At 61.3% G+C, this 19699-nt stretch carries 17 protein-coding genes; 9 read left to right on the top strand and 8 right to left on the bottom strand.

Annotated elements, in window-relative coordinates:
• Positions 1-46: 46 nt before the first annotated feature.
• The 7 genes from ACSQ12_RS09400 to ACSQ12_RS09370 all read right to left on the bottom strand — a co-directional run bounded on the left by ACSQ12_RS09400 (position 47) and on the right by ACSQ12_RS09370 (position 7418).
• Positions 47-925 carry an SMP-30/gluconolactonase/LRE family protein gene (locus ACSQ12_RS09400; RefSeq protein WP_436065177.1) on the bottom strand — a complete coding sequence of 293 codons (879 nt, stop codon included), beginning with the start codon at positions 923-925 and terminating at the stop codon, positions 47-49.
• A gap of 106 nt (positions 926-1031) precedes the next feature.
• Positions 1032-2177 carry a mandelate racemase/muconate lactonizing enzyme family protein gene (locus ACSQ12_RS09395; RefSeq protein ID WP_436065176.1) on the bottom strand — a complete coding sequence of 382 codons (1146 nt, stop codon included), beginning with the start codon at positions 2175-2177 and terminating at the stop codon, positions 1032-1034.
• 90 nt (positions 2178-2267) lie between these two features.
• Entirely contained in the window at positions 2268-2981 is a 714-nt protein-coding gene (locus ACSQ12_RS09390) for a gluconate 2-dehydrogenase subunit 3 family protein (protein ID WP_436065175.1), read from the bottom strand.
• 18 nt (positions 2982-2999) lie between these two features.
• Positions 3000-4670: a GMC family oxidoreductase gene (locus ACSQ12_RS09385; RefSeq protein ID WP_436065174.1), complete on the bottom strand. Its 1671-nt coding sequence runs from the start codon at positions 4668-4670 to the stop codon at positions 3000-3002.
• A 184-nt stretch (positions 4671-4854) separates the two neighbouring features.
• Positions 4855-5472: a type 1 glutamine amidotransferase domain-containing protein gene (locus ACSQ12_RS09380; protein WP_436065173.1), complete on the bottom strand. Its 618-nt coding sequence runs from the start codon at positions 5470-5472 to the stop codon at positions 4855-4857.
• Between the two features lie 297 nt (positions 5473-5769).
• Positions 5770-6402: a dihydroxyacetone kinase subunit DhaL gene (gene dhaL, locus ACSQ12_RS09375; RefSeq protein ID WP_436065172.1), complete on the bottom strand. Its 633-nt coding sequence runs from the start codon at positions 6400-6402 to the stop codon at positions 5770-5772.
• 14 nt (positions 6403-6416) lie between these two features.
• Positions 6417-7418 (bottom strand): dihydroxyacetone kinase subunit DhaK, encoded by a 1002-nt coding sequence (locus ACSQ12_RS09370; RefSeq protein WP_436065171.1) that lies wholly within the window; start codon positions 7416-7418, stop codon positions 6417-6419.
• A 387-nt stretch (positions 7419-7805) separates the two neighbouring features.
• On the opposite strand from ACSQ12_RS09370, the gene ACSQ12_RS09365 reads away from it, so the two are divergent.
• The 9 genes from ACSQ12_RS09365 (at position 7806) to ACSQ12_RS09325 (ending at position 16873) form a co-directional block, all read left to right on the top strand.
• A complete protein-coding gene (locus ACSQ12_RS09365; protein ID WP_436065170.1) occupies positions 7806-8510 on the top strand; it encodes a cysteine hydrolase family protein in 705 nt (234 codons plus the stop codon).
• A gap of 205 nt (positions 8511-8715) precedes the next feature.
• Positions 8716-10326 carry a sugar ABC transporter ATP-binding protein gene (locus ACSQ12_RS09360; protein ID WP_436065169.1) on the top strand — a complete coding sequence of 537 codons (1611 nt, stop codon included), beginning with the start codon at positions 8716-8718 and terminating at the stop codon, positions 10324-10326.
• Positions 10323-11330: an ABC transporter permease gene (locus tag ACSQ12_RS09355; protein WP_436065168.1), complete on the top strand. Its 1008-nt coding sequence runs from the start codon at positions 10323-10325 to the stop codon at positions 11328-11330. The genes ACSQ12_RS09360 and ACSQ12_RS09355 overlap by 4 nt, the downstream gene beginning before the upstream one ends.
• Positions 11331-11338: 8 nt before the next feature.
• Positions 11339-12406, top strand: coding sequence for an ABC transporter permease (locus ACSQ12_RS09350; protein WP_436065167.1), 1068 nt, complete (start codon positions 11339-11341; stop codon positions 12404-12406).
• Between the two features lie 106 nt (positions 12407-12512).
• On the top strand, positions 12513-13670 hold the full coding sequence (locus tag ACSQ12_RS09345; RefSeq protein ID WP_436065166.1) for a sugar ABC transporter substrate-binding protein: 1158 nt from the start codon (positions 12513-12515) through the stop codon (positions 13668-13670).
• Between the two features lie 183 nt (positions 13671-13853).
• Positions 13854-14579 (top strand): FadR/GntR family transcriptional regulator, encoded by a 726-nt coding sequence (locus ACSQ12_RS09340; RefSeq protein ID WP_436065165.1) that lies wholly within the window; start codon positions 13854-13856, stop codon positions 14577-14579.
• A 108-nt stretch (positions 14580-14687) separates the two neighbouring features.
• Entirely contained in the window at positions 14688-15356 is a 669-nt protein-coding gene (locus ACSQ12_RS09335) for a bifunctional 4-hydroxy-2-oxoglutarate aldolase/2-dehydro-3-deoxy-phosphogluconate aldolase (protein ID WP_436065164.1), read from the top strand.
• Positions 15353-16348: a sugar kinase gene (locus ACSQ12_RS09330; protein ID WP_436065163.1), complete on the top strand. Its 996-nt coding sequence runs from the start codon at positions 15353-15355 to the stop codon at positions 16346-16348. The genes ACSQ12_RS09335 and ACSQ12_RS09330 overlap by 4 nt, the downstream gene beginning before the upstream one ends.
• A gap of 78 nt (positions 16349-16426) precedes the next feature.
• Complete coding sequence (locus ACSQ12_RS09325; RefSeq protein WP_436066966.1) at positions 16427-16873, top strand: YybH family protein; 447 nt, start codon at positions 16427-16429, stop codon at positions 16871-16873.
• A gap of 1733 nt (positions 16874-18606) precedes the next feature.
• On the opposite strand, the gene ACSQ12_RS09320 is transcribed toward ACSQ12_RS09325, so the two are convergent.
• Positions 18607-19680, bottom strand: coding sequence for an NADH:flavin oxidoreductase/NADH oxidase (locus ACSQ12_RS09320; RefSeq protein ID WP_436065162.1), 1074 nt, complete (start codon positions 19678-19680; stop codon positions 18607-18609).
• Between the last annotated feature and the right edge of the window lie 19 nt (positions 19681-19699).

Below are 19699 nucleotides of genomic sequence, written 5' to 3'. Positions count from 1 at the left end.
TCGGGTTGCTCCGCGGCACCGGCACTGGCTCCCGAGATGGTGCAGCCTAGCCGCGGAAAGAGTATGGGGACTTTCCCGTCACGCCCGGCTCCAAGACGAAGATTGCACCTGCATGCGGCTGGTCTTGGAGCTGCCGGGGCGTAAGGCCGTTGCGGGCGGAGGTAATGAATAACTGATTGAGAGCGGGGCCGCCGAAGGCGACACTCGTAGGCCTGATAACGGGCAGGCCGAGTGTTTCCAATAACATGCCTTCGGGGCTGAAGCGCTGGACACAACCGCCGTCCCACATTGCCACCCATATGGTTCCCTCGGCGTCGACAGCCATTCCGTCCGGCGTGGCGACCGGGTGGGGCAGTTCCACGAGAACGCGCCCGTTGCTGATCTCGCCCGTATCTATATCGAAATCGTAGGCGTCCAGCCTTTTGGTGGTCGAATCCGTGAAGTAGAAGGTTTGGCCATCGGGGGACCAGTCGAGCCCGTTTGAGATGGACACGTTCGGGAGTACCGGCGTCACCTGGAGTGTGCTGCTGATCCGGTAGAGGCTCCCGGCCGATGGTGAGAGGTCGGTTGCCATTGTCCCGGCCCAGAGACGCCCGGCGGGGTCGCAGGCGCCGTCATTCATTCGGTTGCTGGGTGTGGCTTTTTCGATGGGAACGGCGAGCTCAAAGGTGTTTCCGTCAGGATTGATGAATCCGATCCCGTCACGAACAGCGCATACCAGTCCCCCACACACGCGGCGGGCAGCCATGCCGATCGGCTGGCCGACATCGATGCTGCGGTCCAGGCCCGATGCGGGGTCAAGGAAATGGATACTGCCGGCGAAGATGTCAACCCACAGGAGTTCCTGATGCTGCTCGTCCCACCACGGTCCTTCGGCAAGGTCGGCGTGGGCGTCCAGGGCAATATCCATGTGCCTGCGCGTCATGATCGGGCTCCTCCAAATGGCGGTTTTGATCCAACGAGGGCCAAGAAGTTCTGGTGTCGCGCAGCCATATCTGGACGCGCGACACCAGTTTCACCGGTTAGGCCATTCATGCAGCTGACGCGAACCGGGAATCAGTAAGCGTGTACTTTTCCAATGCCCCATCTGCAAAGTCGATGCCCAGCCCGGGAACCTCCCGTGCTTCAACGTATCCGCCGGTGGCGGTGAGAGGCTGTTCGAGCAGCCCGTCCCAGCCCGGGCCCCCGTAGGCGTCAAATTCGATCATGGGCGCATTTTCGCAGCTGAGGATCATGTGCAGCCCTGCAGCCAGAGCCACTCCGGTTCCGGAGCTGCAGGCAATGTGGGGAACACACAGTAGGTTCCAGGAACTGGCCATATCGGCCACCCGCTTGCATTCGGAGATTCCGCCAACGCTCGTGCAGTCCGGTTGCAGGACATCAAAGGTCCGCTTGCGGAGAAGGTCGAGGTACTCGTAGCGGGTAAGCAGTGACTCGCCGCCGGCGAGTTTGAGCGATACGCGGTCAGAAAGCCACGAATGATCGTCGATGTACTGGGTGAGGCTGCGGGAAAGAATCGGTTCTTCCAGCCACAGGACACCGAGTTGTTCGAGTTCAGTGGCAAGGGTAAGCGCCTCCCGGCGGTCGAAGGCCATGTTCGCATCGACCATGATGTCGATGTCGGGACCGACGGCATCACGGACGCGGGCGACCATGTCCACGCCCTTGCTCAGACTGGGCCCGTTGCGCAGCTTCATGGCGAAGAAACCCTGCTCAACGGCGGCTATAGATTCTTCGACTATTTCCTCGGTCGGCTTCAGCGATGGCGCGTAGTACGCTTTTACCTTCGACTTAGAGGCCCCCAGGAGACGATAGACAGGCTGGTTGCTGGCCTTGCCGAGAAGATCCCACAGGGCTATGTCGATGCCGCTGAGTGCGTAGGTCTCGATCCCCCGGCGACCCCACATGTGTGTGGCGTTGAGCATGTCCTGCCAGATGGACGCAATGTCCAGTGGGTCACGCCCGATGAGCATGGGACCCAACTGGTGGTTAATGATGGGACCTACGGTGGGGAAGTATTCTGCTGAGAACCCGGCTTCGCCGATCCCTTCGATACCTTCGTCGGTTTTTACCCGGACGATGATGCCGCCCTTGACGTTAACTTCCATCGCGCCCCAGCGAAGCGGCTCATCCAGCGGCACCCCGACGGGGAAGGCTTTTACCTCTGTTATTTTCATGTTCTTAGGTCCTTTCGCGGGTGTCGCGAGTCTGCGGAAGGCGGCCCGGCACATAGGGAATACCGGGCCGCTGCGTTCCGTGTTTAGGGTTTAGTGATCGCGGGGAACTGCCTGGTTCAGGTGCGGGATCAAGTCGTACCAGTCGTAGTCGCCGTCGTAGAAGTACTCGGTGGTGTCGTAAGTGCCGTCCATCGTGTCCTTGAGCGACTTCGGGCCGGGGAATCCGATGGTTTTCCACCCCATCTGATCCTTGTTGCCCCCGTACACCGGGTCGCTGTAGAAGCCCTGACGGGTGTGCAGGCACAGAGTGTCAAAAAACGGAAGGTTCTCATCGAACGAGCCTTGGAGGAAGGTCGTGACCGGTTCCTTGGTGCCGAGTGTGACCTTGATGGGCTTCGGTGCCCCTGAGAGCGCAATCAGCACCTGGTCCTGTTGCTCCTCCTCAAGGTCGACGAAGTCTTTTCCGTCCACGTTTCGGGAAAGCGCGTCCAAAGCCTTGACGCCTTCACGGTAGAGGTCCTGCATCTTGTATTGCCGGCCGCGCCACGCGTCGGCGTGTTTGCCTGCCAGCTTCAGGAACCCGGAGCCGTCGGCCGCGGCAAATATGTAATCAATCCCCGACACGTAGCGGTCGATGAAGACGATCACCCGTGCTTCCCTGGCCCCCGGATCCTGGTCTGTGGGCATGATGCGGGCCGTTGCCGCCTCGACCGTGTTCCATTCGTGGTCGGTAAAGAAGAGCCGTTCCGTGGAATCCGGGTCCACGGGTTCGCCGACGATTTCCCATTCTGATTTCAGTGTCATTTCAGCGTGTCCTTTCCGTCAGGCCGGCTGGGCGAGCCGTTCGGCCCGGCCCTTGGAGTAGGTATTGGCGATATATTCCGAGCAGCGCCAGGCGTTGGCCATCATGGTCAGGGTGGGGTTCACCCCGGTGGCGGTCGGGAAACCGGAGCCGTCGACCACAAACAGGTTTTCGACGTCGTGGGCCTGGCCCCATTCGTTCAGCACACTCTTAGACGGGTCCACGCCCATGCGGGCCGTGCCGTGCTGATGGCAGGTATTGCCGGTCATTTTGTCCAGGTAGACCGGGACCGTCTTGCGGGCACCGGCGGCCTCGAGGATTTCAGCGTTCTTGTCCACCTGCCATTTGCCCATGGCGATGTCGTTGGCGTGCGGCCGGTGGGTGATCCGGGCCACCGGAAGCCCCCAGGCGTCCTTGACCGTCGGGTCAAGGTCAACCCGGTTCGATTCGACGGGCATGTCATGAAGGATCAGACCGATCTTCATGGCGTAGTTGAAGTAATTCCGGTCCGCGTCCTTGAGGGCGTCACCCCAGGTGGGGCGCCCAGGGAAGACCCAGTTGACCGGATGGCACGTCTGGGAAGCGGAAATGATGCAGCCTCCGATGTGTCCGCGGTTTTCATCCGTTTCGTAAAATTCGAGAGATCCGCCGGAGATGTAGTTGCCGGTGAAGCCGTTCAACGGTTCGTCGAGCTCGTTGTCGAACAGGCCGACGGCGAAGAGGTATTCGTGGAATGTGGCATTCTTGCCCACGAGCCCGGAGCTGTTGCCCAGCCCGTCCGGGAACTGCGAAGAGCGGGAGAGCAACATCAGCCGTGCGGATTCAATGGCGCCCAGGGCCAGGATGACCACCTTGGCGTCCTGCTCGACCTCATTGCCGTCCGGATCCACGTACAGGACACCGGTGGCTTTTCCGTCTTTGCCCATCTTCACCTCGCGGACGAAGCTCTCGGCGCGGACCTCGAAGTTTCCCGTGGCCAGCGCATCCGGGATGAAGGTGGTCAGGACGTTGGACCGGGCGCCGGAGGGGTCGCCGTACTGGTTCCAGAAGCTGGTTTTATTGAAAGGGTCACGTCCGTTGTGGTTGTTGGTGACCATCGCGTGCGGGATCGGAAATGCGTTAATGCCCATCTTGTTGCAGGCGTCGTAGAAGCGTTTTCCGTAGCGGGTAGGACGCAGGGGTGGGCTGGGGTACCCCTTGGAGCGGTAGGGCTCGTACTTATCGGCACCGGCGATGCCTGACACCCCGAAGGCCCATTCGACTTTCGTCAGGTAGGGCTCCAGATGTTCGTACCGGAACGGCCAGTCCGCCAGGTTCATGCCGTCGACGTCGCCATGGAGGGAGCGCAGCATAAAGTCAGATTCCCGAGGCCTGGGGACCCAGCCGGCCCAATGGTTCGTTCCGCCGCCGACCATCTGGGGCGTCGGGGAGAACGAGAACGGCTGCGCCACTTCGTCCTCGGCGTACCGGAGGGTGCGCGGGAAGAGAGTGGGGTCAGGCCACATATAGTTGCGGTTGACGAACTTCAACTCGTCCCCGGAATAGTGTTCATTGGCGCGAAGCCATGGGCCGCGGTCAAAACCGATAACCTTCAGCCCGGCCTCGCTTAAGACTTTCGCTGCCGTACCGCCGTTGGCACCCAGTCCGACGACGACGGCGTCTACGGGTTCAGGCTTCTTCGTTGTAGCCACTGAGATTCTCCTAAGATCGATGACGGCACCCGCCGTCCATACCTTCTGTCTTTCGGTTCTCCACTGCAGGAACCGAGGCTGTGCGGTTGGGCCGTGCACCGCCGAAGTAGCTCGAACGCGGCCCAACCGCTCTTATCCCACGATCGACGTCCACCGTTGCTTTTGCCGCGGACGTGACCGCACACTAGGAGACGGATGCCCCGGTCTCGTAGCGCGTGCCCGCCGGGTCCCCGGCGAGGTCCGTAGCGCGATTGTGCGTGGCGTGTTCGGTTTCGGTCGGGCGGCCTTCGAGGTGGGCGATGATCGCGCGGGTGAAGTCGGGCAGATCGACGGGGGTCCTGGAGGTGATGACGTTTCCGTCCACGACCACGGGCTCATCGACCCAGGTGCCGCCGGCGTTTTCCACGTCGTCCTTGATCGGCAGGTAGCCGGTGGCGTTCTTGCCCTTGAGCACACCGGCGGATACCAGGACCCATCCGCCGTGGCAGATGGCGGTGACGAGCTTGCCTGCCTCGTTCATGTCCCGGACGAGGCCGATCATTTCAGGGTGAAGGCGCATGTTGTCCGGCGCGAAGCCGCCCGGAACGACAACGGCGTCGAAGTCGGAGGCACTGACGTCGGCCGCGGCCGCGTCAACATCCATGGGGTAGCCCTCCTTGCTGTGGTAGCTGCTCTTCGTGCCGCTGCCGATGACCCGCACATCCGCCCCGGCCTCCTGCAGGCGGAGCAGCGGGTACCAGCCCTCCAGGATCTGGTACTCATCTTCGATCAACAGGGCAATTTTGGATCCATGCAAACTCATGGGTGGCTCACTTTCTCATTATGTATAGCTGACGGGGATTTACGTTTCCGACCACGGGCGGCTGCCCCGCCGCGATCAATCGGCCCTGAAGTTCAAACTGCCGAATCCCCGAGCCATTGATCCGGTTATCAGGTGGTCTGAACTCTTCCGTATTTGCGGATGGGTGTCAAGGGTTCTCGCGCCCGAAGATGGGCGATTCCGCGCCGGGCAGCGCGGGGAATGCAGCCACGATTGCGTGGCCGCTGGGTTGTCGACGGGGAGGGCCAATGGGAGGTTGATTGGACGCAGGACGCGGTCTTATCTGAGGGTCCTGGCCGCGGACCTGATCAGCATGGCAACGGACGTGGCCCCCGGATCGATGAACCCCCGGGAGTTCTCGCGGGCGTAGCTGGATTTGCCTTTACGGGCGACCATGTCGAAGGTAGCATCGCGGCCCGCTTCAGCCGCTGTTGCGGCCGACGCCAGGGCCTCCGATAGGGACTTCTTCTCTGTCAACTTGGCTTTCAGCGCTTGAACGGACGGCGCCAGAGCGTCGAACATGGTTTTGTCCCCTTGTTTAACCTTTCCCCGCTCAGCGACGCCCCGTGCGGCCGCTTCGAAGGCGTCAGACAGAAGCACTGGGTTGATCGTCGGTGCGTCTCCTACAGCTCTGGCCATCCGCAGGAAGATCGTTCCGTAGAGCGCGCCGCTGGATCCTCCGACAGAGGAGACAATGTGCAGGCCTACTTCCTTGAGGAACTCCCCCGGAGTCGCCGCCTGGTCCCAATCCGGCACGGACTTGAGCAGCGCTGACATTCCGCGCTCCATGTTCGAACCATGATCTGCGTCGCCGCTGGCGGCGTCCAGATCGCTCAGGACGAGGTGCTGCTCGATGATCCGGTCCGCAAAATCCAGGATCCAGCGCTCCAGATCGGTTTTTGTCAGGTTCATGTCCGTCATCATTTTCATCGGCCCCATCGCAGTACGGCTGTTTGGACCGGAGCATCCCATAGGCGGGTCAGCTCCTGGTCGAGTTCAAGGAAGGTTACTGCGGCTCCCGCCTGATCGAGGGAAGTCACGAAATTACCAACCAGTTGACGGATAACGCGCGTACCGCGGGCCTCGGCTGCCGCTGCCAGCTCTCCGGCCAGAAGATAAAGCTCGTGGTGCGGCGTGGCTCCCATTCCGTTGACCAGCATGAGCAGTTCGGCGCCTTCGTGCGGCGAGAGATCGGACAAAACCTCGTCGACCATGAGCCGGGCAATTTCCTGCGCGCTTTCCAGCGGGACCCGTTCCCGGCCGGGTTCACCACTGATGCCGATGCCGAGATCCATCTCGTTGTCGGCAAGTTGGTAGACCGGCTTTCCGCGCGCAGGGGGGGTGCAGGAAGACAGCCCAACCGCAAACGTTCCCGATCGGGAAACCACTTTCTGCGCAAGCGCCAGCACGTCGGACAGCTCCCGGCCTTCCTCCGCGGCAGCTCCGGCGATTTTTTCGACAAGAACCGTGGCCCCGAGGCCCCTTCTGCCGGCCGTCTCTCCGTCGTCCGGGATCGACACGTCATCGTTGACGACAACCTGGGCTACTTCGATGTCTTCGAAGTAGAGGATTTCCTGGGCCATCCCGAAATTCATCACCTCGCCGGTAAAGTTCTTGATGATGTGCAGAACGCCCTTTCCCGATTCGGCGCGGCGGGTAGCTGCCACGATCTGATTCGGGACCGGTGACGTGAAGATCTGCCCCGGCGCGGCGGCATCGAGCATCCCATAGCCGACGAAACCGGAATGTGTCGGCTCGCAGCCCGACCCCCCGCCACCCACGAGCCCGACTTTGGGGCGGAGAGGAACTTCCCGCCGTTGAAGTACACGGCTTCCGGCGTCCCACTCCAGAATTTCCCGGTGCGCGCCTACTAGCCCCACCACGTAATCGTCCACCGCGGCTGATGGTTCATTCATGAATTTTTTCATTGGCTTCTACTTACCTCCGGCGTTAGGGTCCGCGTATTCCGCGGGCCGCACCGATCAACCCGTTGTTGGTTCGATGATCGGGTGGTCTGACCAGAAGTGTCCCTTGGAAAACTACTCCCGTCAATCCCCACCCTCCGCCACCGGACGAAAATGTCCCCGCCATATCCCGTCCTCCGGCAGGGGCCATCGCCCGCGGCTCAACGCAGCGGCGGAAATCACAGAGGGTCTTGACAGCGGTTTTCTCATCTCATAGTGTTCAGACCACCGGATCACCTGCCATCCAGCTCTCTCTCGCAGGAGGAGGGGTCCGGTGAGGCTTGAAGACCGCGACCTCGCGGAAAACCGATGGGTGCCGGCAATGCTGCCGCCCTGCAACAAGGAGAACAAATGTCTTCACTGGACTACACCTACGAAAACATCGACAAGATCATCGACCGTTCGCACTACCTTGCTCCAACCATCGATCCCAAGAAGACGATGCTGCTCGTACTCGACATGCAGAAGGCATGTGCGGAGCCCGGCGGCGCCATGTACATTCCCAGTGTCGGAGGCGCCCCGGAGGGCAAGGACACCATCGAGCCGGTCAAGAACGTGCTTGAAGCCTGTCGCGCGAAAGGCATCCCTGTCGTCTGGTCACTGTGGGGTCTCCGCGGGGACGGTAAGGACGCCGGCTTCGCCGACGTCAAATGGGGTCTGGAAGGCCAGCTCGGGACCTTCCCGGGTTCCTGGGGCAACGGCGGTGACGAGCTTGTGGATGAGCTCAAGCCGCTCGATGACGAGCCGGTGATCCGCAAGCACCGTTTCTCATCGTTTTACGGCACGCCGCTAACCGAGTACATGCGCCGCGCGGGCGCTGACACTCTCGTTGTTGCCGGCCTCTCGACGGGCAACTGCCAGATTGCCACCGCCATCGACGGAGCCAACCAGGACTTCAAGATCATCACTCTGGCCGACACCTGCGCAGCCATCCCCTCGGGACAGGACGATCCGCTGGGCTTTGGCCAGCACTGGGAGGCGCTGAGGAACATCCAAGCCAATCACGGCGACGTTCGCACGAGCAAAGAATTCCTCGAACTCATCGACGCCGCCTAAGGCTCTTTGATTCACTGGCCCGTCCCGCCGGTCCCCGGCGGGACGGGAGCCCAGGCAGCTACGCCTTACTGCTATCCAAATATCGACCGCCGGCCTCCCCGGCCCGCATTGCGGGCACGCACGAGATCCGCGCCAAGTCATCAGACCACCGGGTTACCGGGGCACAAAGTTGCCACAGGGAAACTATTTCGACGATGAGGTTGGAATGAACAACAACGAAAACTCTCAAAGCGCCCCAGTCGGATCTGGCGATCAGCCCATCGTGTCCGTACGGGGGATTGGGAAGGTCTACCCAGGCGTCGTGGCCCTGGCCAACGTCGACATCGATCTGCGCCCCGGTGAAATCCATGGACTTCTCGGCGAGAACGGCGCGGGAAAGTCGACTCTAATTAACATCCTTTCCGGGACGGTGTCCCCAACGGCCGGAACAGTCCGGGTTGCCGACTCCGAGGTCACCATCGGGACCCCGAGAGACGCCCAGGATCTAGGCATTTCAACGGTCCACCAGGAGCAGTCACTTGCCCCGAATCTCACCGCCGTGGAGAACATCTTCCTCGGCCGCGAACTCATCTCCGGCAGGAACCGGGTAGCCGGCGTTCTCGACGAAAAAGAAATGCGCACCCGGGTCCTTGAACTCGCGCATGAGTTCGGCCTCACCGACCACGACATTAGAGTCCCGGTCGAAGCCCTGGGAGCCCTGAAGCAGCACGTCGTGCAGATCATCAAAGCATTGGCCTTCCGGACAGAGGTCCTGATCCTCGATGAACCGACATCGGGCTTGGCCGACCACGAACGCCTCACATTGTTCAGCTACATGCGCCAGCTACGCCAGAAAGGGATCTCCCTGCTCTGGGTCACACACCGTCTCGATGAGCTGTTCGGACTGGCCGATACCATCACAGTCCTCCGTGATGGCCAGCTGGTGGCAACCGTAGACCCAGCTGGACAGACGGCCGAATCGCTCGTCCGACTCATGGTCGGGCGCTCCAACCTGGCCGCACGCGAAGAGATCGTCGAGGACGGACGGGTGCACGGCTTCACCGGGGCACGGGACGAGGTCCTGCGGCTGGAATCAGTCAGCCGTCACCCGCTTCTTCATGGCATCAGCCTCTCTGTCCACCGGGGAGAGATCCTCGGGCTGGCCGGAATCGCCGGGGCAGGACGGACGGAAACTGCCATGGTTGTCCTGGGCGCCGACCGCCCGGACTCAGGAAGCATCTTCGTCCATTCCCAGCCAGCGGTCATCCGGTCCCCCCGCGACGCCCGCCAGAGGGGCATCGCCTACGTGCCCGAAGAGCGCAAAACCCACGCTATTCTCGGAGACTTCTCGATCAAGCGGAACATCACGATCTCGGATCTGAAAAGGACGGCCGCTGCAGGCCTGTTCCTTCGCGGCCGCCAAGAGACGGCTACCGCGAAAAGGTACGTCAGTGACTTGGGCGTGAAGACGGGTTCCGTGCAGGAAAAGATCCGAAATCTCAGTGGCGGGAACCAGCAGAAGGTCATCATCGCACGCTGCCTTTTCACCGAACCCGATCTGATTATTTTTGATGAGCCCACCCAGGGCATCGACGTCGGCGCCAAAGCCGAAGTTTACCGGTTGATCTACGAATTTGTTGACCAGGGAGGTGCGGCAATCGTGATCAGCTCCGAACTGCCCGAACTGATCCGGGTATCCGACCGTATCGCCGTGATGCGCGAAGGAACCATCGTGGGCGAACTCGAGAGCACCGGCCGTGACGAAACAGCGTCCGAAACCAGTGAACTCGGCGAACGTATCATTTCTCTGGCAACCCGAGGAGCGGTAGCAGTATGAGCATCTTCCAGCGTTCTTCACGAGTACTGGCCATTGACGGCGTCGCCGTTTCGATCGTCTTCCTGATCATGTGCTTTTACTTTGCCGTTGCATCTCCGTATTTCCTTAGCGCCGACAATATTTACAACACCTTCGTCGAGTCCGTTTCCGCAGTGCTGCTGGCGGCAGGCCTGACCTTCGTGCTGATCAGCGGCGGAATTGACCTGTCCATAGGCTCCAACATCGGCCTGAGCGCAGCAGTAACCCTCTTCGCCTCCATGAACGGGGCGTCCACCGCCCTTGCTGTATTGGCCGGTATTGCTACCGGGCTGATCATCGGACTCGTGAACGGGGCATTCGTGGCGGGGTTGGGCGTCAGCGATTTTATCGTCACGCTGGCGAGCCTGAGCATCGGGGCCGGGGTGCTACAGGTCTTCACAGCCCACACGCAGCTGACCGGAACTGCGGACAGTTCCTTCCTCGCTCTCGCAGGAGGAAAGATCGCCGGGATCCCGACAGGGGTGCTCATCACAGCAGTCATCCTGCTCATTCTGGAGGTCGCGCTAATCAAAACACCTTTCGGACGCACGGTCTACGCCGTGGGCATCAACCCGAACGCGGCGTACTTGGCCGCGGTCAGCGTGCGCCGGACCAAGTTCTCGGTCTTCATCATCTCCGGAATCGTTGCCGGCATCGGCGGAGTGCTCCTGGCATCCCACCTCAACTCCGTCCAGCCCGGACTCGGGGGCGGCTACGAGCTGACAGCGATTGCCGGGTGCGTAGTGGGCGGAGTCGCCCTCGCCGGTGGCCGCGGAAGCATCTGGCGCGCTGCCCTCGGGGCCTTGTTCCTATCCATCCTCAGCCGCGGCCTGCAACTGATCGGGGTCGACCCGCTCTGGTTCTCGATCGTGACCGGCGCGGCCATCGTTGCCGCGGTGGCCTTCGACCGCGGCGCCCAAAAATGGCTGCAGTCCACGCTCCGCCCGGTGTCCCCGGTAGCGGCCGCAACCCAGAATGCTCAGTGAGGCCCGATATGTCTTCTTCCCTGAACGCACCTGCCCTCGGCAACCGGATCGAAACGCTCCTCGCCAAGCCGGGATCCGGCCTGGTGGCCCTGCTCATCCTGTTCATCATCACGATGACCTTCGTGGCACCGTCTTTTCTCAGTTTCGGAAACTGGGAAAACATAGCAAACCAGGCGGTCTTCGTGCTGCTTCTCGCCCTCGGCATGACGATCGTGCTCATCGTGCGCGGAATCGATCTGTCCGTTGGTTCGGTCATGGGCCTCTCGGCCGGCGTCGCAGCTTTCCTGATCAACCAGGGGCTTATCTTTCCACTGGCCTTGATAGCAGGCATTGGTTGCGGGCTTGTCTGCGGCATCCTGAATTCACTAATGATCACTAAGCTGGGGCTGCCAGATTTCGTTGCCACGCTCGCCATGCTCGGTGTAGCGCGGGGCGTGCTGTTCCTCTGGACCAAGGGCACGCCCTTCACCCGCTACATGACCCCCGAATACAGGATCGTCGGAGGCCAGGTCAAGCTCGGCGGCATCATTAGTGTCCCGATCATCGTTGCCATCATCTTATGCATCCTCGTCTCCCTTATGCTGCGCAAATCCGTCATCGGACGCTACCTTTACGCTGTCGGGGGCAGCCCAGACGCGGCCCGGCTCTCGGGTATTTCAGTCTCGAAGGTGAAGGCATTCGCCTATGTCGTGAGCGGTGGCTGTGCCGGACTCGCTGGCGTAATCCTTGCCGGGCGTGCCACCAATGTCGCCCCGACTCTGGGCACGGGCTATGAAATCCTGGCCATTACAGCCGCAATCATCGGGGGTGCAGCCCTGACCGGCGGTCGCGGCCGGATGGTGGGCGCCGTTCTCGGCGCCCTGACCATCACCCTGATGGCAAACGCAATGAACATTGCCGGCGTCCCGTCCGAATGGCAGCAGGTCGTCACTGGAATCATCCTGCTGCTTGCCGTACTTCTTGATCGTATTACCGCCTACTTCAAGCAGCGACAGAACAGTGCGGAAATCGAACAGTCCCCGCAGCAAGAGCAAGAACCGGCCCCTACGGTATTGCCCAAACAGGCCTTGAGCTGACCCACTTACACGAAGCCTGGGACCCGGCTACCCGCTGGTAGCGCGCCCGACCGTCCCCGACAAACATCCGCACCGCACCCCGCGTTACTTTCAAAGGAGAAATACAATGGATACAACCTCGACCCCAACGGAGAACGTGACGTCAGGATCCACCCGCCGCAACATTCTCGGGGCAGGTGCCCTGATGGGGACACTCGGTCTTCTCACCGCCTGCACAACTCCTCCCGGCGGGTCCACCGGCGGCGCGGGAGGCGGTGGAGGTGACGGCGCCGAAGGCAGCGCCGAATTCACCGAGGCCATGAAAGAACTCGTCAACGGGCGCACGGTCCAGGTTGGCTTCACGCCTCCGGTCCTGTCCGAGTACTACACACAGATGGAAAACGCTGCCTTCACCCGGATGGCACAACTGGAGGACCTCTACGGGGTCAAATGGAAGTGGGAAAAGTCCTCCCCCACCGGCAACTTCAACGCCGTTGAACAACAAATCAGCACAGTCCAGACCTGGACCAGCCGGAAGTTCGACGTCATCTTCATATGCACGGGCGCCAACTTCGCCACCATGCAGGGCGTCTACAAGAACGCAATGAACGCCGGCACCAAGATCTTCCAGTTCAACCAGCCCGTCGAACTTTATCCGGTAGACCAGATCAACACCGTTTCCAATATTGGCTACGACAACCGCACACAGTCCGGCTACGTGGCCGGAAAATATATCGCGGATACCCTTAAGGGCAAGGGCAAAATCGTTCAGATCATGGGCCCCGCCGGCTCCGACTGGACCAAAGCACGGCTGATCGGCTTCAACCAGGCCCTGTCCGAAAACCCGGGCATCGAGGTTGTGGGAACGGCCGACGGCGGCTATTTGCGCGACAAGGGCCTCACTGCCGCCCAAGACCTCCTCACCCGGCACCCTGACATCAATGCGATCTACGGAGAAAACGAAGACATGGCCCTCGGCGCCTCACAGGCTGTCGATGCTGCTGGACTGAAACAGTGGGACGGGTCCCAGGGCATCGTGATCGTGGGTGCCGACGGCCTGCTTTCGGGCATGGACGCTATCCGGAACGGCAAGCTGACGGCCTCAGTGGACGTGAATTCCGTCGATAACGCAATCAGGATGATCGACACCGCCTTCCAGTCCGTAGTCCTGAAAAACTATGTCCCCAAGATCTCCAACATCACGACGCACCTGGTGACCAAGGACAACGTCGATGCCTACGCCTCTTACATCAACGGCATCATGGCCCCGAAGAAAACATACTGATCCGACGCTCGCCTCGCGTAGGAATTCAAGTACGTGAACCACCTCCCACATGTGGCCAGGCGGCGGGGGACGAACGGCTGTCGCCGACTGAGGGGTCTTTTGTCGCCGAATGGGCCGGTGTTCAGGCCACCGGACCAGTATCATATGATGTACCGAGCATTTCCGGTTGGCGAAAGAGGGATCATGACCGAATCTACAAGCAGGATCGAGCGTGTGGCGCGGCTGAGAGTTTCCGACTCCGTCGCTGCCCAGCTGACGCAACTGATCACCAACGGTGCCTACGCTGTGGGTGAGAAGCTTCCTGCCGAGCGCGTCCTCGCGGACGAATTCGGAGTAAGCCGCAGTTCGATGCGCGAAGCAATCCGGGGCATTGAGGCAAGCGGCCTGGTGAACAGCAGTCACGGCGTCGGCGTCTTCGTGGTCAGCAATACCGTCGCTGCCCACGGCCATTCAGACTTGCTCGTGTTCGAAGATTTCACTGTGCCCGAACTGTTCGAAGTGCGGCGCATGATGGAACGTGATGCGGCCGGTTGGGCGGCGCAAAGAATCACACCCGCCACTGCCGCCGCACTGCAGAGCATCATGGAAACATGCTCGGATCCGGAGCTCTCCGACGAGGAATTTGTGCAGCTGGACATAAAGCTCCACCAAACAATTGCGAAGGCTGCGAAGAACGAGTTGCTGGCAACCATCTACGGCAGCCTGGAGCCGATGCTGCTCAAATATTCGCATCGGGTGATCTCCCTGCCAGGCCGTCGCGAAGACTCCCACGCAGGACACGGCAGAATTGTCGACGCCATAGTCGCCGGGCGTGTGCGTGAGGCGCGAGATGCCGCAGTGGCCCACATTCGTGACGTCGAAAGGGACATCGCCAAAAACCTGGCACAACCGGTGGCCAGCCAAACCTAACTAGGGCTCTAAACGCCGCTCTATAGCGGGTGGTGGCAGGATAAACACCCTAATCCTGCGGGATTCTACCGCGGAACCGACTCATCATGGACGAACGGATAACGCGAAATGGTCGCATCTTCTCCCCCACAGCCGACGCTTCAGCTCACCGGTCAGGTGATAGCAGTGCTGCGCACCGATCACGCGAGCGAATATCTGCCCGTGATCGAGAGCCTGGTCGCCGGTGGCGTGCGGTTTATCGAGCTCACGCTTACAACCGGGGGCGTGTTCGATCATCTGGCAGAGATTAGGGAAGCATTCGGAGACACTGCAGAAATAGGCATCGGCACTGTCACCACCACAGGACAGGCTGTACGCGCCCTCGACGGCGGGGCCCAGTTCCTGGTGACGCCTTCAACGAACCTTGACATCATCCATACGGCTGTGGCGCGTGGAATTCCTATAGTCCCCGGCGGACTGACCCCGACCGAACTGCACGCGGGATGGAGCGCGGGCGCGGCAGCCGTCAAGGTCTTCCCCGCTTCCGTTGTGGGGCCGGACTACATCGGTCACCTCCACGGGCCGTTCCCCCAGATGCAGCTCATACCCAGTGGCGGAGTCACCATCGAGGACGCACCTCGGTGGATTTCGGCCGGCGCCCTCGCCGTCAGCCTTGGCGGCCCACTGGTGGGTGACGCCTTCAACGGCGGAAGCCTTGCCCAACTCACAGAAAGGGCACGACTCGTGACCGAACTGGTAGCTGCGGCGACCGAGGACCGTAAAGGCAGAAACCGGTGATCACTGTGGATTCTGAGGCTGATAGCCCTGCTGTCACCCCCTGCACTATCACCGACGTCGTGACCATGGGCGAAACCATGGCGCTGATGAAGGCCGAGACGCCGGGGCCCCTTGCCCATGTCGCTTCACTAAGCCTCGGTATGGGGGGTGCCGAGAGTAACTTTGCGATAGCGCTGCGCAGGCTAGGCACTTCCGTGACATGGGCAGGCAGGGTCGGAGCCGACAGCCTGGGAGAAATGGTGCTGCGTGAACTCGCAGCGGAAGCCATCAACACATTCGCCTCCCGTGATCATTCAGCTCCCACCGGGCTCATGATTAAAGAACGTAGAACAGCTGAGGCGGTAAAGGTTTGGTACTACCGCAGAGGCAGCGCAGGATCCAGGCTGTGCCGCGAGGACGTCCCAGCCGAGCAGATCGCCCAAGCCAAACTGCTACACATAACCGGCATCACCCCGGCGTTATCAGCAAGCGCAGCGGACGCGGTCAGCTACGCCCTCGACTGCGCCCACGCGGCCGGCACCCTGGTCTCCTTTGATTTGAACTACCGGGCGGCGCTTTGGTCCCCCGAAGAAGCAGGCGAACTATACCGCCGAATAATACCCAGGGCAGACGTTGTGTTTGCTGGGGACGCTGAGGCGGCCATGGCAGTAGGCGAAACACAAGACCCATGGGAACTCGCTCGGCGAATTAACGAAATGGGAGCATCTCAAGCGGTCATTAAACTCGGCGCCGACGGTTGCGTCGCAATCGTGGACGACAAACTGCACGCTCAGCATGCAGTCCCCATCCGGGCCGTGGACACAGTAGGGGCGGGAGACGCTTTCGTCGCCGGATACATCGCCGAGCTACTCAACGACCGGGACGTTCCCCAGCGCCTGCTGACCGCCGTCCGGACTGGGGCCTTCGCTTGTCTGGTGCCCGGAGACTGGGAAGGCATGCCCCGACGTACGGAGCTGGACCTTCTAGACTCCACAGAACCCGTCTCCCGATAAACACAGCACGTCCCTCACCGTCAGCGTGAAAACAAAGTTCAGTTTCCAGACGTGGACCAAGACCTCGAAAGGTGAAAAATCAGTAACCCGGCAGCCACGCCTCATGCGCGCGTCCTGGCAGAATCCCTAGCGGCCTGGCAGCTGGCTTTTGACCGGCATCGGCCCCAAGACATGGTCGGGCTCTTCTCACGCGATGCGCTTTTCCAAGGGCTCAGCCCAACTCTGCTCACCGGACGCGAAGAAATTTTCGGCTACTACGATGCTCTACCCCCCGGCATCACGGCAACCTTCCAAATAGTCCAAGCCCGCCAACTGGCCCAGCATCTCGTCTGCGGATTCGCCGCCGTCCACTTTATCTATCCGGACGGAAGTACGGTGCCGGTGCAGCTATCCCTCGTGCTCCACAGGGACGGCCAGACATGGTTCATCGCCCAGTACCACGCCTCTACAATTTCCCGAGGGAAACAACCCGGCACAGCCACGCTAGCGACCATGATGAATCCGTTCGCGGCGGGCGAAGACTGAAAGAAGCGGACAGCTTGGGACGAAGCGACCAGCCAACCGGGCCTTCCCCAACGCCGGACAGCCGACAGCCCGGGTGACCTTGGAAGCCACCACGAAATACGAGTAGCAAGAACGCATGGATGACCTCTGCCGCACGATTGTTCTCGGCCATATCGGGGAACGCAGAGAGACTCGCCCACTGCCGTCGTCGCTGGAACTGTTTTGCAACCCTCTTCATAAGCAGTAGCGCCAGCAGCCACTTCAAAGACACGGACATAAGACGGTCCCGGCGCCCAGTGTTCCTAGCAACTTGCGTGTCACCTGAGTCGTCCATCAACCCGCGGCTTGCGAGACGCAGCCACGCAAATGGGCTCCCGGGCCGCGTTCCGGCGCGTGTCGCCAGCGTGCTCGTCGCCGTGTTCAACGGGATGACCGTCGGTGACGGGCCCGTCTCTGAGAGGCGCGGCAGCCGCCTACCGCAAGTCTGCGCTGGGCGCCTTTCTTAGCGGGAACCGCCCGGACCCTATGCACGGGAGGAAAAACAATGGACGCGCGTCCAACAACGGACAAGTCTCACGGATCAACAAACCAGGACCGCCCCCGGAAGAAAGTCCGGATCCCACACACCTGAACTCTGTCGACGGATCCTACGCCAGCCATCGATAACCCCCGGAGACATTCCCGCTGAACCCTACGATCCGGGCCGCAAAGTCATGTCGCCTGCTACAGAGACCTGCATGAAGTGGTACCGGCAGAACCAGGAGGGAGGGACCAAAATGGGGGTCGAAAAGCCGCCCGTGCACGAAAGTGTGCACAATGTGCACACCCCCTTTGGCCGGACAAACCCGCGATGAGCGCACTCTGCCTGGCTCGCATAAGCAGCCATCCGCGGGAGATCCTCGAAGAAAAATCGCCTTCGTCATGTCGTCACCACAACTACTGGCCATGAATGAGTGACGGCCAACAACTGGCTACCATAAACAGCAAGAAGGTACGACACACAGCCCTAGATCCCAGCAGGCGGAAGGCCCACAAGCCAGGACCCTGATCCCGACACCAAAATAACCAAATAGGCCACCGCGGCGCCAGGCACAAACCGCGGACAGCGTCAGAGGGACCCGCCAAAGGACAATGTCCACACATTAAAGCAAAAACCCCTCTGACGAGGGGTCATGCTGTGCCCGAGGTGGGACTCGAACCGGACTCCAGCCCTTGAATTTCCGCCGCTCCCCTGAAAACCTCCGCAATCCGGCCCAGTCCGCCACCAGTACGACCCGATCCGAAGCCCCGGGTGTGCACAATGTGCACACCCCAAAATATGCCGTTCTGGGCAGCTCGCAACGCCGGCCGCGCTCCTCCGCCGAGGGGAACGCGGTTTGTGTTGGCGCTGGCAAATGTGGGACGACGGACGCGTTCGCGCCGTCCCACTCTCTGGGTGGTGCCTCCCGCGAGGGACGGAGCCCCCGATGAACAGCAGAACCATCCAACCGTGAAGGCCTTCATGTGGCTACACCTCCGACACCCATCTCATGAGCTTTTGGACATACACCCGCATGACTGGGACAAAAACGGCTACTCGACCATCCGCCCTAACTCCCAAGCCCCAGCCCACCGGACGGAACTCTGGTTATCGGCGTTACAACATCAGCCAAACGAGGTTGATGTGGAGTGACGAATGGCGATGTCCCAGGCGGCGAGGTTGTCCTTCTTGCGTTGCTCGACGACGTGTTGGCCATCTGCGTTGCATGCCGGCGCTACAGCGCTCGGTGGTACTGACTTGGCCAGTGTTCCTTCCGCTGGCCGCCCGCCAGCCGAAGCGCATAGTAGGGATCGCGCAGCAGGGCCCTTCCGACGATCACGGCATCGACGGTGGATGACTCGAAGACGTTCCGCAGGAGGTCGGGGTCCGCCATTTGCCCCACTGGGGCCACGGCGATTCCGGCAACTTGCTTGATTGACTCCGCGGAATCCAAGTTCAGGCCCTGCCTGTTCGGCGGCGGGGCGTCCGCAGCCAAGGCCCCGGATGTCACGTCAAGTAGATCGATTCCCAGCCGGCCCAGTCGCTGCGCAAACACCTTTGCCTCGTCGAGGGTGATACCGCCTTCAATCCAGTCCGTAGCGGTCATACGAACAAGCACGGGCTTCTCCGGCGGGAACGCATCACGCACGGCTTTGGCGACCCGCAACGGGAGTCGCATCCGGTTCTCAAGCGATCCGCCGTGTCCGTCCTGGCGGGCATTCGAAACCGGGGACAGGAACTGATGGAGCAAGTACCCGTGGGCGGCATGGATCTCCACCACGTCGTAGCCGGCTTCGTGGGCGTTCACCGTGGCGGCGGCGAACGCGTTAACGACGTGGTCAATGTCCGAGGCTGTCATTTCCTCGGGCGCCGTGAGTCTGCCGAAAGCCCTGGGAGAGGGTGCCAGCGGCACCCATCCCCCGTCCTGGACCGGGACTGCGCTGTTCTGGCCGCTCTGGACCCAGGGCTGCCTGTGTGAACTCTTCCGGCCCGCGCTGTTCAGCTGTATTGCGGCGACGGACCCGAGTTCCTTGATCTGCGCGGCCAGCGTCCTGTGCCCCTCGACTTGCTCCGTGCTCCAGATGCCGAGGTCGTGAGGAGTCGTTCGGTGCCGGGGGCCGATGGCGGTGGACTCCACCATGATCATTCCCGCACCGCCTACTGCCCGGGAACCATAGTGCACCCGGTGCCAGTTGGTGGGCACGCCGTCCTGGCCGGCAGAGTACTGGCACATTGGAGACATCCAGACCCGGTTGGCAATTTTGACTCCGCGCAGCTTCAACGGCTCAGTAAATCTTCCGCGGTCCATTCCGATCCATTCTCCAAAT

The sequence above is a fragment of the Arthrobacter sp. LjRoot14 genome (assembly GCF_964253905.1).
Taxonomy (GTDB): Bacteria; Actinomycetota; Actinomycetes; order Actinomycetales; family Micrococcaceae; genus Arthrobacter.
The sequence above is the reverse complement of the archived record's forward strand: the minus strand, read 5'-3'. Positions and strand labels throughout refer to the sequence as shown.

Bases quoted from the DNA above. Each gene is read 5' to 3' on its own strand.
- ACSQ12_RS09400 (WP_436065177.1), bottom strand. From the start codon at position 925: ATGACGCGCAGGCACATGGATATTGCCCTGGACGCCCACGCCGACCTT.
- ACSQ12_RS09395 (WP_436065176.1), bottom strand. From the start codon at position 2,177: ATGAAAATAACAGAGGTAAAAGCCTTCCCCGTCGGGGTGCCGCTGGAT.
- ACSQ12_RS09390 (WP_436065175.1), bottom strand. From the start codon at position 2,981: ATGACACTGAAATCAGAATGGGAAATCGTCGGCGAACCCGTGGACCCG.
- ACSQ12_RS09380 (WP_436065173.1), bottom strand. From the start codon at position 5,472: ATGAGTTTGCATGGATCCAAAATTGCCCTGTTGATCGAAGATGAGTAC.
- dhaL (WP_436065172.1), bottom strand. From the start codon at position 6,402: ATGAACCTGACAAAAACCGATCTGGAGCGCTGGATCCTGGATTTTGCG.
- ACSQ12_RS09370 (WP_436065171.1), bottom strand. From the start codon at position 7,418: ATGAAAAAATTCATGAATGAACCATCAGCCGCGGTGGACGATTACGTG.
- ACSQ12_RS09365 (WP_436065170.1), top strand. From the start codon at position 7,806: ATGTCTTCACTGGACTACACCTACGAAAACATCGACAAGATCATCGAC.
- ACSQ12_RS09360 (WP_436065169.1), top strand. From the start codon at position 8,716: ATGAACAACAACGAAAACTCTCAAAGCGCCCCAGTCGGATCTGGCGAT.
- ACSQ12_RS09355 (WP_436065168.1), top strand. From the start codon at position 10,323: ATGAGCATCTTCCAGCGTTCTTCACGAGTACTGGCCATTGACGGCGTC.
- ACSQ12_RS09350 (WP_436065167.1), top strand. From the start codon at position 11,339: ATGTCTTCTTCCCTGAACGCACCTGCCCTCGGCAACCGGATCGAAACG.
- ACSQ12_RS09345 (WP_436065166.1), top strand. From the start codon at position 12,513: ATGGATACAACCTCGACCCCAACGGAGAACGTGACGTCAGGATCCACC.
- ACSQ12_RS09340 (WP_436065165.1), top strand. From the start codon at position 13,854: ATGACCGAATCTACAAGCAGGATCGAGCGTGTGGCGCGGCTGAGAGTT.
- ACSQ12_RS09335 (WP_436065164.1), top strand. From the start codon at position 14,688: ATGGTCGCATCTTCTCCCCCACAGCCGACGCTTCAGCTCACCGGTCAG.
- ACSQ12_RS09320 (WP_436065162.1), bottom strand. From the start codon at position 19,680: ATGGACCGCGGAAGATTTACTGAGCCGTTGAAGCTGCGCGGAGTCAAA.